This is a genomic window from Parahoeflea alexandrii (assembly GCF_027214025.1).
Lineage (GTDB): Bacteria > Pseudomonadota > Alphaproteobacteria > Rhizobiales > Rhizobiaceae > Hoeflea > Hoeflea alexandrii_A.
Window position 1 is genome coordinate 319,112 of sequence record NZ_JAPWHB010000004.1, and the last position, 15,595, is coordinate 334,706.

Sequence of the window (15,595 nt, forward strand, 5' to 3'; positions counted from 1 at the left end):
GCCCGGCGGGGGCTTTTTGATTAAGCCCGTTACCGCCTGTGCCGGTAGACCAGAACCTCCGGACCCGGGCGGTCAGGATCGATTTCCAGTACGGCGCCCAGCCGCTCGGCCAGTTTGCGCGAGCGGTGATTGTCGGGATCGATGTGGCTGACCAGCGTTTCGAGCCCGCGGACGTCGAAGGCCCAGCGACGCATCGCGATAGCCGCCTCGAATGCATAGCCCCTGCCCTCGGCGCCCGGATAGACCATCCAGCCAAGCTCGTGTTCGGGAAACAGTGGCCCGTGATTGATGCCGACCTGGCCAAGGCATTCGCCGGTCTCGCGGTCATCGATCATCAACGCGCCGCAGCCCAGGAGCGGCCATTGTGCGAGATCGTGGCAGAACAGCCCCCAGGCTTCCGCCATCGTGTGCGGCCCCTCCATGTGCACGGCGCGCTCGGACATCATCAGGCCCGCATAGGCGGGCCAGTCCTGCATGGTCTGCGCTCTCAGCCGCAGCCGTTCGGTCTCAAGTGTCGGGATCAAGAAGCTGGCCTCGCTGTTGTCCGGAAATTTTCCGGCATGACGGAATCGTTTCCGCATCGATAGCATGGAATGCTATGATGAAAGCCTGTAGAGAACGCGGGGCGCCGCAATGTGAGGCACTTGAAGCGCTACAGGTGATATCCGCATTCGAGTTTCGGGACCCGTGAGCATGAAAGCCATTCTTGATGACGCGTGACTTCTCGTCGCTTGCCCCCGCCGGCAAGGGCGAGAGCCCGACGCAACAGGTCACGCTGCTCAAAAGCCTCGGCTGGCAGAATTTCTTTGCCCAGCAGATCAGCATTGAGGAGATGGCCGCCACACCTCCCGTCCGGGTCACCGAAGTGCATCGCAGCGGATTGCGCGTGCTCGGAGACGGCATCGACATGATGGTCCCACCCCGCGCCGACGCCACCGTCGGCGACTGGCTGCTGCTCGACCGCACCCTGCCGAGCGCCAGCCGCTTGCTCGAACGCAAGAGCCTGATCAAGCGCCGCGCCGCCGGCCATGACCGCTCCGTCCAGCTGATCGCCGCCAACATCGACACCGCCTTCATCGTCACCTCCTGCAATCTCGATTTCAACGTCGCCCGGCTGGAACGCTACATCGCACTTGCCTTCGATGCCGGGGTGACGCCGGTGATCCTGCTGACCAAGCCCGATCTCTGTGATGATCCGGCCCCCTATGTCGCTGACGCCGAGGCGATTTCCACTGACGTCGCGGTGCTGACGCTCAACGCCAAGAGCGACGAACCGGCATCGAAGCTGGCACCCTGGTGCAAGCCCGGCCAGACCATCGCCTTTCTCGGCTCCTCCGGTGTTGGCAAGTCAACGCTTACCAATTCGCTGTCGGTCAGCGAAGTCGCCGCCACGCAGGCGATCCGCGAGGACGATGCCAAGGGCCGCCACACCACCTCGCACCGCCAGCTCCACATCCTGCCCAACGGCTGCGCCGTGCTCGACACGCCGGGCGTGCGCGAACTGCAGCTGACAGATGCGGAAGAAGGCGTCGCGGAGGTCTTCTCCGATCTCGATGCGCTGTCGCTCGAATGCCGCTTCTCGGATTGCAAACACACGACCGAGCCCGGATGCGCGGTTCTGGCGGCGCTCGAGCGCGGCGACATCGACGCCGCCCGGCTGGGACGCTGGCGCAAGCTGGTTGCCGAAGACCAGCACAACACCGCAAGCCTCGCCCAGCGCCGCTCGAAGGACAAGGCCTTCGGCAAGATGGTCAAGCAGGCCAAGAAGCTCAAATCGAAGTAACCCGGTCAAGCAAAAGCCCCGCCGGCTTGCGCTGGCGGGGCCTGATAGGTCAGTCGGCGGACTCGGTTCAGATTTCGCTCTGATTGGTGATGATCTTGCCCACCAGGCCGTAGTCCTTGGCCTCTTCGGCCGACAGCCAGTAATCGCGGTCGGTGTCGGCGGCGATCTTCTCGATCTTCTGGCCGGTGGCCTTGGCGAAGATCCTGTTCAGCCGCTCGTTCATCTTGATGATCTCGCGCGCCTGGATCTCGATGTCGGAGACCATGCCGCGGGTGCCGCCGGACGGTTGATGCAGCAGGAAGCGGGTGTTGGGCAGGCACAGCCGCTGCTCCTTCGGCACCGAGACATAGATCAGCGCGCCAGCGGAGGCAACCCAGCCGGTGCCGATGATCCAGACCTTGGGCTTGATGAAGCCGATCATGTCATGGATCGAATCGCCCGATTCGACATGGCCGCCCGGTGAATTGACGAAGATGCGGATGTCGTCGTCGCTGGCCGCGGCAAGGGCTGCAAGCTGGGCGCAGACCTTGTGCGCCAGTTCCTGGGTGATGCCGCCGTAGATAAAGATCGAGCGCGATTTGAACAGGTTTGCTTCCGCTTCCTTGCCCAGGGGCAGTTCAGTCGTCTTTTCTTCTTCGTCGCTCATAAGGCAGTCTCCGTGTGTTTGCATGTCTCGCAGATAGTACGAACCGGCGTGCGAAACAATGGCTGTACGGCGAATGGGTTGCCAACATGCAAACGGCGCCGCAAAAAATGCAGCGCCGTTTGGCTATCCCTATGCAATTGCCGATCCGGGATCAGCGCTGTTCAAACCTCAGGCGAACGCCTGTCAGCCGCGGGCAACGGCCTTGTCGCCGGCCTGCTCCGGCCGCGGACGGCGGTCGCTGCGGCGGCGGCGCGACTTGGCTGCCGGCTGGTCGCCATTCTGATTGGCGGCGGCTGCCGGGTGATGCCGGTTTGCGCCGGGCTTGCCGGCCTGCTGGCCATTGGCTGCACGACCCTGGCCTTGCGGCTTTCCGCCCTGGCCCTGACGCTGGTCAGGCCTGCGGCCCTGGCCCTGCGGCTTGGCGCCTTGCGGGCGCTGACCCTGGCGCGGACGCTGGGTCTTGTTGAGCGGCGCGAAATCGCCATCCGGATCGGCAAGCGCGTCGACATAGGTGCCTTCCGGCGCCTTTTCGACCGGGATTTCGGTCTTCAGCATCTTTTCGATATCGCGCAGCAGCGAGCGTTCGTCCGGTGCGCAGAAGGTCACGGCGGTGCCTTCGGCGCCGGCGCGCGCGGTACGGCCGATGCGGTGGACATAGACTTCCGGCACGTTCGGCAGTTCGTAATTGACCACGAGCGTCACGCCCGGCACGTCGATGCCGCGGGCGGCGATATCGGTGGCGATCAGCACCGGCACGGTGCCGGCGCGGAAGCCGGCAAGGGCGCGTTCGCGCTGGCCCTGCGACTTGTTGCCGTGAATGGCGGCGGCGTTGATGCCGTCTGTTTCAAGCCGCTTGACGGCCTTGTCGGCGCCGCGCTTGGTGCGGGTGAACACGATCACGCGTTCGCCCTTGCGGGCCCGGATAAGGCCGGCCAGCGCGCCCATCTTGGCGGGCGTCTGCATGTGCATGACCGAATGATCGACGCGGTCGGCGGTCTTCTTGGCCGGAATCACCGAAACTTCCGTCGGATTCTTCAGGTGACGCGAGGAGAGCTCGCGGATTTCCTTGGGCATGGTCGCCGAGAACAGCAACGTCTGGCGGTTCTGCGGGGTCATCGCCAGAATGCGCTTGATTGCCGGCATGAAGCCGATGTCGAGCATCTGGTCGGCCTCGTCGAGCACGACGACTTCGATCTCGTTCAATGACACGGCGCGCTGCTCGATCAGGTCCATCAGGCGGCCCGGGGTGGCGATCAGGATATCGATCCCGCCGGCCAGGGCCTTGATCTGCGGGCGGATCGACACGCCGCCGACCACCACGGTCGAGGTCAGGTGCAGCTTGCGGCCGTAATCCTTGACGCTCTTGGCGATCTGGGCGGAGAGTTCGCGGGTTGGCGAAAGGATCAGCGCGCGGACTTTCTTCGGCGCGGCTTTCTTGCCGGGCGCCAGGCGGTGCAGGATCGGCAGCGAGAACGCCGCGGTCTTGCCGGTGCCGGTCTGCGCCAGCCCGATGACGTCGCGGCCTTCGAGAACAAGCGGAATCGCCTGAACCTGGATCGGCGTCGGGGTGGTCAGATGCAGACCGTCAAGCGTGTCGAGAAGGGCCTTGGACAGGCCGAGTTCGGAAAACAACATGGTATAACTTTCAGATTTTGGGCAATACGTCGGGGAGCGCCTGTGCGCTGCCATTCGCGGACCATGCCCGATCACAAATATCCCGCCGGCTACGGACAAACCGCAATCGGAGGAGTTCGGGTTGGGCGCATCGCCGCTGGCCGACGCGAAAATTTCAAGGTGGACGTTAGGGGAAGTCAGAACACGCTCATCGCGAGGGAGGCGTGCAGCGGCCGAATGGGCCCCTATCCAGTTGCCCCCTTAGGCCTGACAATTGCGGCCATGTCAAGGCGCATCCACTCAATTCCGCTGCGGTGCGGCAAACAGGCTTAACGCAATCCGTCCTCTTCGCCCCCGGCCTCGCCCTCGATGGCGGCATTGGCGGCGATGCTGCGGATCGACCTGCTCGGCGTCAGCGCGATCGCCGAAATGACGATGGCGCAGGCGATCCACTGGGCGACGCCGACCGGTTCGGCGAAGGCAAACCAGCCGACCAGGAACATCGTCGGCAGTTCGATGCTCCCAGCGATCGCCGTCCGCGCGGTGCCGATCACCGGCGCCGCCACCGTGTAGAGCAGTTGCGGGATCAGCGCCGAGCCGAGCGCGATGCCAGCCACCAGCCCCCAGCCCGATGCGCTCACAGGAAACACCGCCGCGGCGGGCGTCGCCAGCATCAGCGGCATGAGCCCCAGCACCGAGCCGAGACTGACGCAGGCGAGACGCGCCAGCGGATTGAGCACGGTCAGTTTGTGCACCAGCACATTGATGCCGAAGCCGAACCCCAGCGGTGCCGCCAGCGACAGGACGAGCGCCGGAAGCTGATCGGCGGTGACGGTGGCGGGAGATGTGGCGAGCGCCGCCGCCGCGACGATCATCAACGAGGCCAGGATGGCGCGGCGGCCGGGCACGTCGCCGAACACCAGCCAGGCGATCAGCAGCGTGAACACGGGATAGGTCATGTAAAGAACGCCGGCCGTCGACACCGGCACGATTTCCACGGCGCGGACATAACCGACCCAGCCAACGCCCATGGCGATGCCGGCGATCAGGCCCCATGCAAGCGCAGTCCACCTGGCCCGCGCCCGCCACACGAATGGCAGCAGCACGGTTGCCGCAATGGCGTAGCGGAAAAAGGCAATCGCGTGCGGCGCCATGCCCTCGGCGGTCAGCGAACGGGCGAAATAGGGCACGAGCCCGAAGCCGACCGACGCAAGGATGATCCCGACGGTCGCAAGCCCCGGACCGATGTGATGCGGATGGTCGGCGTGTTCGATGCTCATCGCCGGTGAGTATCAGCCTGGCCTCGCATCGGCAATCAGTTGCTGCGGCAGCCAACGGGGAAACAACAGGATACGGCGCACCGTGTCGCAAAATCCGATTGCGGTTTGCCGATCCCGGACGTAACCTCGCCATGTTCGGGTTCCGTGAAGGCCAAGCCTTCGGGATGAAAAGGGAACACGGTAGGGACGACCCGCAAAGGGGCCCGATCCGTGGCTGCCCTCGCAACTGTGAGCGTGAGCCGCATCCACAATGCCACTGGGGAACTGGGAAACCATGAAACCGGGAAGGCGGATGCCGGCGATGAAGCGCGAGCCAGGAGACCTGCCCGGACATGAGTGGAAACCGTGAACAACGGCTTCCGGGTTCAACCTTCGCACGAAGGGTGCGGAAAGGAATACAACATGCATATCGAACCAGGCGTCGTCGACGGCGCAAAACTTGCCTTGAGCTATGCCACCGCGGCCGCTGCCGGCGGACTTCTCCTGAAAATGTCATGGGACACGATCCGCAACGATGGCGGCGTCGCGGCACTGGCCATGCGCTCGGTAGCCACCACGCTTCTGGTGTTTTCCTTCTTCGAAATCTTCCCGCATCACGCCGTTGGCGTCTCTGAAGTCCATCTCATCCTCGGTTCGACGCTCTATCTGATGTTCGGCGCAGGACCGGCGGCCATCGGGCTGGCGCTGGGGCTCCTGGTCCAGGGCCTGTTCTTCGCACCCTTCGACCTGCCGCAATACGGCATGAACGTCACCACCCTGCTGGTGCCGCTCTACGCCATGTCGCTGATTGCCCGTCGCATCATTCCGGCAGGCACGGCCTACAAGGACGTGAGCTACAAGCAGGCGCTGGCGCTGTCGACCAGCTACCAGGGCGGCATCGTCATGTGGGTCGGTTTCTGGGCGCTTTACGGTCACGGCTTCGGCGCCGAGAACCTGTCGCAGATCGCCGCCTTCGGCGCCGCCTACATGCTGGTGATCATCGTCGAGCCGATCGCCGACCTCGCCGTTCTCGCCATTGCCAAGAACGTGTCCGGCACCATTGGCAACCCGATGTTCAACGGCCGGCTGCACCGCCCGGCTGCCGCCTGATCCAGGCCTTCGGCATCTCAAGTCATCACGCCGCGCGGGAGCACCTCCCGCGCGGCTTTTTCATGCCAATGGCCCTGCAATTCGCTTGGAGAATCAGGTGTGCTGCCTCTACCCTGACCGGCGCCAGGGACAACGGGAAAATCTGACATGAACATCGAGATGATCCGCGCGGCGCGCGACCGGCTGGAAGGTCATGTCCGCCGCACGCCTTTGCTCAATTCCCCGTTTCTCGACGAAATTGCCGGACGGCGGGTCTGGGTCAAGCCTGAATGCCTGCAGCACACCGGCAGTTTCAAGTTCCGCGGCGGCTGGTCGGCGGTCTCGGCCATGACGCCGGAAGACCGGGCCCGCGGCGTCATCGCCTTTTCAAGCGGCAACCACGGACAGGGCGTGGCTTTCGCGGCCGCCCGGCATGGTGCTCCGGCGGTCATCGTCATGCCGTCGGATGCGCCCAAGCTGAAGATCGACAACACCAGGGCTCTTGGCGCCGAAGTGGTTCTCTACGACCGGGCGACGGAAGACCGCAACGCGATCACCGCACGGCTGGCCGACGAACGCGGGCTGACCCTGATCAAGCCGTTCGACGAGCCGCTGGTCATCGCCGGCCAGGGAACCTGCGGACTGGAGATCGCCGAACAGGCAGCGGAACAAGGCATTGCCGAAGCCGATGTCCTGGTCTGCTGCGGTGGCGGCGGCTTCGCCTCCGGCATGGCGCTGGCGCTGGAAGCCGAAGCCCCCGGGCTGCGCGTGCGGCCGGCAGAGCCTGAAGGCTTCGACGACATGGCCCGCAGCCTGCGCTCGGGCACGATCGAACGCAACGCGCGCCTGTCGGGTTCGATCTGCGACGCGATCCTGACGCCGCAACCCGGCGAACTCACCTTTCCGATCCTCGCCCGTCTTGCCGGCGCAGGACTGGTGGTGACCGAAGCCGAAGTCCTCAACGCCATAGCCCTTGCCTTCACCCGGCTCAAGATCGTCGCCGAGCCGGGAGGCGTGGTTGCCCTGGCGGCTGCATTGTTTCATGGCGACGAGATCGAAGGCGAGGACGTGATCGTCACGGTCTCCGGCGGCAATGTCGACGCCGGTGTGTTCTGCATGGCGCTGGAGCGGTTCGCCGGCTAATGCATGTCGCGCTCAATTGGATTCAATTGAGCGATAACGAACATGCATCATGTCAAAGTGCTACAGCGTCCTTTGCGCATACAATTGGATGCGCGGCGCTGCAGCGGATCGGGCAAGCGGGCCGCGCGTGCCTCAGGTCAGCACGACACCTTCATCCTTGGCCTTGTGCCCCGGCTCGACATGGATGATCACGCGGATGCCTTCGACCTCCTTGCGCAGCGCCGTTTCCAGCCGGTCGCAGATCCGGTGCGATTCCTCCACGCTCATGTCGCCGTCGACGACCAGATGAAACTCGACGAAAGAGGCCCGGCCCGCCATTCGGGTACGGATGTCGTGCGCCTCGATGGCGCCGGCGGCCTCGGCCTTGATGATGTCATGGATGCGCAGTTCATCGGCAGAATCGATGGCCCGGTCCATCAGCCCGTCGACGGAGGAGGCGATCACTTTCCAGCCCTGCCACAGCACATTGAAAGCGACGATCAGCGCCAGCAGCGGGTCAAGTCTTGGCTGGTCAAAGGCCAGTGCCAGGCCGAGCCCGAAGATCACGCCAACCGACGTCACCACGTCCGACAGGATGTGATGGCCATCGGCCTGCAGCGCCGGTGAACGGTGGCGGCGGCCTATCCGCAGCAGCGCCGCGGCCCAGATGCCGTTGATCACCGCGGCGCTTGCATTGACGGCCAGACCCAGCACCGGCGCCTCGATCCGCTGCGGCGCGAGCAGTCCGCCCACGGCCTCATGCACGATCAGCAGCGCCGCGACCACGATCAGCACGCCTTCGAGAACGGCGGAAAAATACTCGGCCTTGTGATGGCCGTAAGGGTGGGAGATATCGGCGGGCTTCTGCGCGTAACCGATGGCGATGAAGGCCGCCGTCGCGGCAATCACATTGACGATGGATTCAAGCGCATCGGAGTAAAGCGCGATCGATCCGGTCAGGTACCAGGCGACGAACTTGAGTCCCATCACGCCGAAAGCCAGCGGAATCGACCAGAACGCCAGCCGGCGGATGGTTCTTGAGGCCTGCGGCACGCCGTCTAGTCCTGCAGCGAAGCGATATAGGCGATGATCGCTTCGACCTGTTCGGGCGTCGCGATGAACTCCGGCATGTCCGGATGGCCCGAATAGATCCGCCCGTCGGAAAACGCTTCCTCGAGCGCATCCATCGGGAAGCTGTCGGACAGCTTGCGGAAGGGTGGCGCAGCCTCGTGCGGGCTGGCGTCGGCTTCGCCCACCGCATGGCATTTGCCGCAATTGATTTCGACCAGTTCCCGGCCCGCTTTCAGTTCATCGCCGGACTGCGCCCGGGCGACGTCTACTCCCGGCAGGAGACACAGCGCCGAAGTCGCCAGCACCGCAGCGACCATCAGCCTGTCCACCTTGTGCATCCGCATCATGCTGCCTCCACCTTCTTCCGGCGCGCCAGATGCGCCACGACATTCTCGATCATCCGCATGCCTGCATCCTGGCCCAGCGTCATGATCGATTCAGGATGAAACTGCACCGCCGCGATCGGCAGGCTTTCATGCTCGAACGCCATGATCACCCCGTCATCGGTCTCCGCAGTAACACGGAATTCCTTTGGCAATGTGGCGTAGTCGGCAAAAATCGAGTGATAGCGCCCGACCGTCACTTCCTTTGCCAAGCCTGAAAAAATGATCCCGTTCGACGATACCCGGATTCGCGACGGCTTGCCATGCACCGGCACCGCCAGTTCCCGCAGGCTGCCGCCGAAGCTTTCGGCCAGTGCCTGCAGGCCGAGACAGACACCGAAGACCGGAAGATCCCGCGCCCGGATCTGCTTGATGGTTGCGGCACAATCGAAATCCTTCGGGCTTCCCGGTCCCGGCGACAGCACCACCAGATCCGGCGACACCCGGTCGAACACCTCGTCGGCCACCGGCGCGCGCACCGTGGTCACCTTGGCCCCGGTCTGGCGGAAATAGTTTGCCAGGGTGTGGACGAAGGAATCCTCGTGGTCGACCAGCAGGATCGAGGTGCCCTCGCCCACTTTCGCGGTCTCGCGGGCCCCGGAGCCGGCATTGCCAAGCTTCGCATCGCGGATCGCCGACAGCATCGCCGACGCCTTCAGCTCGGTCTCGGCTTCCTCTTCCTCGGGATTGGAATCGAACAGCAATGTGGCGCCGGCGCGCACCTCGGCAATGCCGTCCTTGATGCGGATGGTGCGGAGCGTCAGGCCGGTATTCATGTCGCCGTTGAAGCTGACCATGCCGACTGCACCGCCATACCAGGCGCGCGGGCTCTTCTCGTTGTTTTCGAGAAACCGCATCGCCCACAGTTTCGGGGCGCCGGTCACCGTCACTGCCCAGGCGTGGCTGAGAAACCCGTCGAACGCATCCATGCCGTCGCGCAAGCGGCCCTCGATATGGTCGACGGTGTGGATCAGCCGCGAATACATCTCGATCTGCCGGCGGCCGATCACCTTCACCGAGCCCGGCTCGCAGACCCGGCTCTTGTCGTTGCGGTCGACGTCCGAGCACATGGTGAGCTCGGATTCGTCCTTCTTCGAATTCAGCAGCTTGAGGATCTGCTCGGAATCCGAGATCGCATCCTCGCCGCGCTTGATGGTGCCGGATATCGGGCAGGTCTCGATCCGCCGGCCATTGACCCGCACGAACATTTCCGGCGAAGCCCCGACCAGGTACTCCTGGTTCCCCAGATTGATGAAGAACGAATAGGGCGACGGATTGATGGCCTTGAGCCGCCGACTGATTTCCGACGGCCGCGCTTCGCAGCGCTCGAAGAAGGTCTGTCCGGGAACCACCTCGAACAGATCTCCGCGGCGAAAACTGTCCTTGGCGCGCTTGACCAGTTCGGCATATTCGCCCGGCGTGTGATCGCCGCGCGGCGGCACCCGGTCGGCTGGCTTGAACGGTTCGGGCGCAATCTCCGCATCCCGGCCTTCGGTGTTCACGCCGTCGAGGCTGAAATCATAGCGGTCGATCCAGGCTTTGGCGGCATGGTGGTCGACCACCAGGATCTCGTCGGGCAGGAACAGTAGCAGGTCCCGCTGATCGTCGGGGCGCGCCAGTTTCGGCGCCACCGGGTCGAACTGGAAGGCAAGATCGTAGCCGAACGCGCCATAGAATCCGATATTGCCGTCTTCGGCCGAATGGAACAGATCGACGATCACCCGCAGCACCGAAAACACGGTCGGTGCCCGCGAGCGTTCTTCCTCGGAGAAGACCCGGTCGGGCCGGGCGATCTCGATCTCGATCTTCCGCGCGTCCTGGCCGGTGATCGCAAATTCCGCATGTCCCCGGAGACGGCCAGCGAGAATGGAAATCAGCGCCTCGCCGCGGCCGTTATAGGCTTCGATGGTCAGGTTCCGCTCTCGCGAGGAGATCCCCAGCGGCGGATCGACAATCGCCGTGTCCCAGCGGGTGTAACGGCCCGGATACTCGTAGTTCGACGAAAACACCGCTCCGCGCCGGCTGTCGAGCGCATCGATGTAGCCCGAGATGGCATCCGCGTAAGGGGTTTCGCGCCGCCGGCGGGTGACCAGAACCCCGCCACGTGTCTGGTATTGCGCTGCGCTGTCTGAAAGTACCGTGGTGCCCATGTTCAAACTCCATTTGAACCGACCGGGGTATCCTGGGCCAGCGGGTCAAACAAAAAGCCGCCGGACCTTGAGGTCCCGGGCGGCTTGTTGATCTCTAACGCGCATGCGTGGTCAAGGCCGCCTAGAAGCGAACCCACCACCAATTGTTCTGTGCCACGTGCATCGTCATGACAAAGCTCTTAGCGCAGGCGGTGACATGCTTCAAGTGGGGAAGAATACTTCATGCGTCTTCGCCGTTGATGCGCAGTCGCAAACAAAACCGGGTTCTGCCTGAATACCACGCTCTCCATGGGCAAACGCCCTCGATCACAGCCTGACTTCGAAACGGCAGCGCCTGCTCCTCAACTCATTCTGGAGCCGATGCTACTGCCTTGACTTCGTCATGATCTTGTCTAACAGTTTAAGCATGAAACTTTATCGCACTCATGTTTCCAGGTTTTTCAGGGCCTTTCCCATCGCGGAAATCTGACCCTCGGTCCGGCGACCTGCGCCCCCGGACCGCGGGGCAAACATGCGGGTATGCGGACGGTCTGACGACACTTCGAACTCTCTGCTGCTAACGGCGCGACAATCCCAGAATCTGTAGCAACACGTCCCTCGTCCCCCGTGACCAGGGCAATACAATTGCGTGGACAAATCAATGCAAGCGAAGCCTCGTCGCAAGCCCAGGATCACCATCAGCGAAGGCGATTACAATCGGCTCAGCAACCTCGCTGTGGCCTGGGAGCAAAACAACCCTTTCATCGCAGCGTGCCTGATGAATGAAATCGACCGCGCCCGTATCGTCAGTGACCGGAGCATGCGTGCGGCCTTTGTCAGAATGGGATCAACCGTGACCTATGTGGTCGACGGCAATCCGGGCAGGACGGTGACACTCGTCTACCCCGCAGATGCCGACATCGAAGATGGAAGAATTTCGATAACCACACCGGTCGGCACAGCTCTCATTGGCCTCAAGGCAGGACAATCGATCAGTTTCCTGACCGGCAATGGCCGGGCACACGATCTGACCGTGATTGAAGTCACCCAGAACCCGGAAGGCTATCAGGATCGATGACCGTCCTTCGGATCTGCTTTCAACACCCGATCGGGGTCTTGCTCATGACAGGATCACCTCCCCTGCATCCGGCGCTGCAACGAACGCGGCCCGATGCAGGGGAGACGGTTTTCCCTGACCCTTTTGTGCGCCGCCATAGACGCCGGCGCGGTTGGAGTTCCGCCATGTGGAAAAAGCAGAAATGCACCCTGACAAGCAAAGACATCACCATTCTTCAGACAATGTACGACCGTCGCCATTCATTGGCGGATTCCGTACACGAGCTGCTCAAGCACAAGCTCGACAATGCGATTGTGGTCTTCAGTGAGGACATCGACGCCAAAACCGTCACCCTGAACACACGCGTGCGCTACCGTATCGGCGACGGGCAACCGCAAACCGCCATCATCACGCAAGGTCGAATGGATGGAATGGTCGGCCAATGCCTTTCACTGGGGACGGTGCGTGGGCTGGCGTTGCTGGGCTTGACCGAGACTGATGAGCTCTCGCTCCCTCGCCAGGGCAACACAGCGCCTGATCGTCTTGTCGTCGAAGCCGTGCTGTTCCAGCCCGAAGCAGCCAGGCGGGAACGCCTGAAGCAGGAACTCACGGCTCGCACGCTTCGCCTCGTTCACGATGCATCACTGATGGAGTGACTGCTCCATAACGAGGTCTGAATCTTTGGAGGAGCCAGTTTCGCCTCGAACAGTCCTTGAACCACCCTTGTACCACCCTTGTACCACCCCGGGCCTTGAGGTCCGGGGTGTGTTTCCTCAGGCATCTTCGACGTTGATGCGCCGCCAGGCCGCTTCTGCGAAGGAATAGAGCGCAAACAGCAGGAACCCTGCCCCCGTCGCCCCCAAAAGCCACGCCCCGAACCGAAGGCCGGCGATGAAATCAAGCGCCGCGGCGAGGCTCGCCCGCCCCTCCTGCCCGGCAAGACCGTGGCGGAACAGCAGGAACGCAATGACGAGGAAAATGATGCCGCGGGCGCACAATCCGCCGATCGCGGCAACGTCGATCCACCGCTCTGCCTGAGGCGAGGCCTCGATGTGATCGCGATATCTTCGGCTGAGCGCCTTCCAGACATGCGCACCGCCGACAATCACGAATATCGCGCTCAGGATCAGCGACACCGGACCGGCGCCGATAAAGCCGGCGGCCGTGCGCGCGAACCCGCCACCGGAACCATCTCCGGAAGAAACCATGCCGCCCCACCACAGCGAAAAGGCATAGAGCATCAGAAAGCCGTAGGTCGTTGCCGATCCCAGCAAGCCGGCACGCACCGCCAGTCCCGCAGGCTTGATGCCGTGATCATCGGTATCGAAGATCGCCTGCACAACCCGCCAGAGGCAGTAGCCGGCGAGGCTGACGATGAGAAGCGGCGTCAGGATGGCGCTTGCCGTGGACTGCGTGATGAACCGCACCGCGTCCTTTGAGTCGCCGCCGCTGCCGGTGGTCAGCGCGGCGCTGGCGATGAAGAGGGCCAGCACCAGGTAGACCAGGCCGCGTGCGCCGTAGCCGAGCCGCGCGAACGGTTTGAACCAGTCATGCCAGGTCAACGGCCAGGTTCCCTGGCCTGCCAGGGCAAGCCTTTCGCCTTGCGCCTTTGCAGCATGTGCACGATCAGCCAGGTAAAGCTGGCCCAGGCGGCGCCGAGCGCCCAGCCGGCGGCGACATCGCTCGGCCAGTGCACACCGAGATAGACCCGGCTGACACCGACCATCACTGCAACCAGCACCGCGACGCCGAGCACATAGGCCCGGGCGCGCGCGCTTTCGAGATAGCCAATGACGATGGCCGCCAGCGTCAGGTAGGCCACGGTCGTCACCAGCGCGTGTCCGCTCGGGAAACTGGCGGTATGAACTGCGTCGAGATGGTCGACCAGATCGGGCCGCGGACGCGCGTAATACTGCTTGAGCGTCTGGCTCAGCAGCGCACCCGATCCCACCGACAGCACCGCATAGACGGCCGCGCCGTAGCGCCGCGTCACGATGAAGAAGCCGGACACTGCTGCGAGCGTCAGCATGATCAGCGGGTATCCGCCGATTGCGGTGATCTCCAGCGCTGTCTCCTGCAGCCAACCCGGCCCCAGCGGCCGGGCCGGATCCCCCGGCACCCGCATCATCAGAAACAGCGTTTCGTCGAGATTGCGGATTTCGCCCTCGGCCATTTCGTCGGCGATCTGGATGAAGGCATAGACGCCGAGCATGACGATACCGAGCAGCAGCACCGGCATGCGATTGGCGTTGCCGTTCTTCAGTCCCCGCACAAGCCACTCGCGCGCCTTTTGCAAAATCGGTTTTTCAGTCACGCAGTCCCTGCCCCACTTTACTCGTGTCCATCGTGGACAATTCCCCGGCAGCCGTTTCGTTCCAACAAATGCACAATCCGCACGCCCGATCCTTACAAAGGCTTAATCTTCCGGTCATCGCGCGGAAAGGTGCGGGCCGCCACCTTCAACGGGTCCAGAACATCAAGACCAACCGAAAAGGGGAACATCATGGACCGTCCGCTATCCTATCTCGTTATCGCCGGCATCACCATTGCCGGAATTGCCGCAAGCGCCGTCGCGGCAAACTCGGCGTCCGGCTCCGTCTCCATCACCAAAAGCCGCGGCAAGATCTGCATGACCTCGAACGGGCTGCCAGATCATGCCACCGGCAGATTTCCCAATTCCGGCAATCCGCACAGGATCGCGGCCCAGTTCATTGAGGTGTGCGTGCCGGAGAAACCGGTCAAGACCACCCGCGCCACGGAACTCCGCGGCTCGACCGGTTTTGCGCTCAACGGCGTCATGATCCGGCCCGGCACCGCCGATTATTACGATCCGTCCTCGCCGCGCGGTTTCAGCCGCAATCCGGCCTCCGGATGGAAGCTCGACGGCAAGGGCGCCGGCGCCATGCTGGGGCTCGACCAGAACAACGCCCATGTCGATCACCGCGGCCTCTACCATTACCACGCCAAGCCGACGGGCTTTCTCAGTGGCAAGAACTCCACGCTCGTCGGTTTCGCCGCAGACGGGTTTGAAATCCACTATGTCGGCTCGGGAGCCAGATCGGGATACAGCCTCAAACCCGGAAACCGCAACGGCGGCCCCGGCGGACGGCATGACGGCACCTATGTCCAGGACTGGCAATACACCGGCGGCACTGGCAAGCTCGACCAGTGCAACGGCGGCACGCTCAACGGCAAGTTCGTCTATTTCGTCACCGACAGCTATCCCTATTTCCCGCACTGCGCCTGGGGCAAGGTCAGCCGCGATTTCGGCAGGCCCTGACTCCCAGCTGCCGCTGTCACGACCCATTGTCGCGGCTGCGCGCAAGCCGCGACTTCATTGCCGAACGCGATGTTATCTGCCGGTCGATTGATCCCCATCAAGGTCCTCACTGCCGCCAGCGATTATGGAAGAACTGTCTCAATCACCTTCACAGCACAACAA

At 63.4% G+C, this 15,595-nt stretch carries 15 protein-coding genes and 1 riboswitch; of the genes, 6 read left to right on the forward strand and 9 right to left on the reverse strand.

Annotated elements, in window-relative coordinates:
* Positions 1 to 29: 29 nt before the first annotated feature.
* Positions 30 to 524, reverse strand: a complete 495-nt coding sequence (locus tag O4H62_RS15120) for a GNAT family N-acetyltransferase (RefSeq protein ID WP_269389064.1) — start codon at positions 522 to 524, stop codon at positions 30 to 32.
* A gap of 185 nt (positions 525 to 709) precedes the next feature.
* On the opposite strand from O4H62_RS15120, the gene rsgA reads away from it, so the two are divergent.
* Positions 710 to 1,783, forward strand: coding sequence for a ribosome small subunit-dependent GTPase A (gene rsgA, locus O4H62_RS15125; protein WP_269389067.1), 1,074 nt, complete (start codon positions 710 to 712; stop codon positions 1,781 to 1,783).
* Between the two features lie 67 nt (positions 1,784 to 1,850).
* On the opposite strand, the gene O4H62_RS15130 is transcribed toward rsgA, so the two are convergent.
* The 3 genes from O4H62_RS15130 to O4H62_RS15140 form a co-directional block, all read right to left on the reverse strand.
* Positions 1,851 to 2,429 (reverse strand): ATP-dependent Clp protease proteolytic subunit, encoded by a 579-nt coding sequence (locus O4H62_RS15130; RefSeq protein WP_269389069.1) that lies wholly within the window; start codon positions 2,427 to 2,429, stop codon positions 1,851 to 1,853.
* A gap of 183 nt (positions 2,430 to 2,612) precedes the next feature.
* Positions 2,613 to 4,064 carry a DEAD/DEAH box helicase gene (locus tag O4H62_RS15135; RefSeq protein ID WP_269389070.1) on the reverse strand — a complete coding sequence of 484 codons (1,452 nt, stop codon included), beginning with the start codon at positions 4,062 to 4,064 and terminating at the stop codon, positions 2,613 to 2,615.
* A 308-nt stretch (positions 4,065 to 4,372) separates the two neighbouring features.
* Positions 4,373 to 5,323: a DMT family transporter gene (locus O4H62_RS15140; protein ID WP_269389071.1), complete on the reverse strand. Its 951-nt coding sequence runs from the start codon at positions 5,321 to 5,323 to the stop codon at positions 4,373 to 4,375.
* A gap of 120 nt (positions 5,324 to 5,443) precedes the next feature.
* Positions 5,444 to 5,667, forward strand: a riboswitch (cobalamin riboswitch).
* Between the two features lie 58 nt (positions 5,668 to 5,725).
* Here O4H62_RS15140 and O4H62_RS15145 point away from each other — a divergent pair.
* Both O4H62_RS15145 and O4H62_RS15150 read left to right on the forward strand, forming a co-directional pair.
* Positions 5,726 to 6,412 carry an energy-coupling factor ABC transporter permease gene (locus tag O4H62_RS15145; RefSeq protein ID WP_269389073.1) on the forward strand — a complete coding sequence of 229 codons (687 nt, stop codon included), beginning with the start codon at positions 5,726 to 5,728 and terminating at the stop codon, positions 6,410 to 6,412.
* Between the two features lie 147 nt (positions 6,413 to 6,559).
* Entirely contained in the window at positions 6,560 to 7,534 is a 975-nt protein-coding gene (locus tag O4H62_RS15150) for a threonine ammonia-lyase (RefSeq protein WP_269389074.1), read from the forward strand.
* Positions 7,535 to 7,666: 132 nt separating this feature from the next.
* On the opposite strand, the gene O4H62_RS15155 is transcribed toward O4H62_RS15150, so the two are convergent.
* From O4H62_RS15155 to O4H62_RS15165, 3 genes are read right to left on the reverse strand one after another with little or no spacing between them, the layout of a single operon-like run.
* Positions 7,667 to 8,566, reverse strand: a complete 900-nt coding sequence (locus tag O4H62_RS15155) for a cation diffusion facilitator family transporter (protein ID WP_269389075.1) — start codon at positions 8,564 to 8,566, stop codon at positions 7,667 to 7,669.
* 5 nt (positions 8,567 to 8,571) lie between these two features.
* A complete protein-coding gene (locus tag O4H62_RS15160) occupies positions 8,572 to 8,931 on the reverse strand; it encodes a c-type cytochrome (RefSeq protein ID WP_269389076.1) in 360 nt (119 codons plus the stop codon).
* Positions 8,928 to 11,117: an anthranilate synthase gene (locus O4H62_RS15165; RefSeq protein WP_269389078.1), complete on the reverse strand. Its 2,190-nt coding sequence runs from the start codon at positions 11,115 to 11,117 to the stop codon at positions 8,928 to 8,930. The genes O4H62_RS15160 and O4H62_RS15165 overlap by 4 nt, the downstream gene beginning before the upstream one ends.
* 640 nt (positions 11,118 to 11,757) lie before the next feature.
* Between O4H62_RS15165 and rnk the strand changes: the two genes are divergently transcribed.
* Positions 11,758 to 12,174 (forward strand): nucleoside diphosphate kinase regulator, encoded by a 417-nt coding sequence (gene rnk / locus O4H62_RS15170; RefSeq protein ID WP_269389080.1) that lies wholly within the window; start codon positions 11,758 to 11,760, stop codon positions 12,172 to 12,174.
* A gap of 164 nt (positions 12,175 to 12,338) precedes the next feature.
* The gene (locus O4H62_RS15175) at positions 12,339 to 12,809 is read left to right on the forward strand and encodes a nucleoside-diphosphate kinase (protein WP_269389082.1); all 471 of its coding nucleotides are present in this window, start codon (positions 12,339 to 12,341) and stop codon (positions 12,807 to 12,809) included.
* 117 nt (positions 12,810 to 12,926) lie between these two features.
* Here the strand turns inward: O4H62_RS15175 and O4H62_RS15180 are convergent, their stop codons facing one another.
* Together O4H62_RS15180 and O4H62_RS15185 are read right to left on the reverse strand one after the other, a co-directional pair.
* A complete protein-coding gene (locus O4H62_RS15180; RefSeq protein ID WP_269389083.1) occupies positions 12,927 to 13,715 on the reverse strand; it encodes a DUF1206 domain-containing protein in 789 nt (262 codons plus the stop codon).
* Positions 13,712 to 14,467, reverse strand: a complete 756-nt coding sequence (locus O4H62_RS15185; RefSeq protein ID WP_269389085.1) for a phosphatase PAP2 family protein — start codon at positions 14,465 to 14,467, stop codon at positions 13,712 to 13,714. The genes O4H62_RS15180 and O4H62_RS15185 overlap by 4 nt, the downstream gene beginning before the upstream one ends.
* 189 nt (positions 14,468 to 14,656) lie before the next feature.
* On the opposite strand from O4H62_RS15185, the gene O4H62_RS15190 reads away from it, so the two are divergent.
* Positions 14,657 to 15,433, forward strand: coding sequence for a YHYH protein (locus tag O4H62_RS15190; RefSeq protein WP_269389087.1), 777 nt, complete (start codon positions 14,657 to 14,659; stop codon positions 15,431 to 15,433).
* The last annotated feature ends 162 nt before the right edge of the window (positions 15,434 to 15,595 follow it).

Coding starts and splice junctions, on each gene's coding strand:
- O4H62_RS15140 (WP_269389071.1), bottom strand. CDS start 5,323: ATGAGCATCGAACACGCCGACCATCCGCATCACATCGGTCCGGGGCTT.
- O4H62_RS15130 (WP_269389069.1), bottom strand. CDS start 2,429: ATGAGCGACGAAGAAGAAAAGACGACTGAACTGCCCCTGGGCAAGGAA.
- O4H62_RS15190 (WP_269389087.1), top strand. CDS start 14,657: ATGGACCGTCCGCTATCCTATCTCGTTATCGCCGGCATCACCATTGCC.
- O4H62_RS15160 (WP_269389076.1), bottom strand. CDS start 8,931: ATGATGCGGATGCACAAGGTGGACAGGCTGATGGTCGCTGCGGTGCTG.
- O4H62_RS15150 (WP_269389074.1), top strand. CDS start 6,560: ATGAACATCGAGATGATCCGCGCGGCGCGCGACCGGCTGGAAGGTCAT.
- O4H62_RS15145 (WP_269389073.1), top strand. CDS start 5,726: ATGCATATCGAACCAGGCGTCGTCGACGGCGCAAAACTTGCCTTGAGC.
- O4H62_RS15135 (WP_269389070.1), bottom strand. CDS start 4,064: ATGTTGTTTTCCGAACTCGGCCTGTCCAAGGCCCTTCTCGACACGCTT.
- O4H62_RS15165 (WP_269389078.1), bottom strand. CDS start 11,117: ATGGGCACCACGGTACTTTCAGACAGCGCAGCGCAATACCAGACACGT.
- rsgA (WP_269389067.1), top strand. CDS start 710: ATGACGCGTGACTTCTCGTCGCTTGCCCCCGCCGGCAAGGGCGAGAGC.
- O4H62_RS15175 (WP_269389082.1), top strand. CDS start 12,339: ATGTGGAAAAAGCAGAAATGCACCCTGACAAGCAAAGACATCACCATT.
- rnk (WP_269389080.1), top strand. CDS start 11,758: ATGCAAGCGAAGCCTCGTCGCAAGCCCAGGATCACCATCAGCGAAGGC.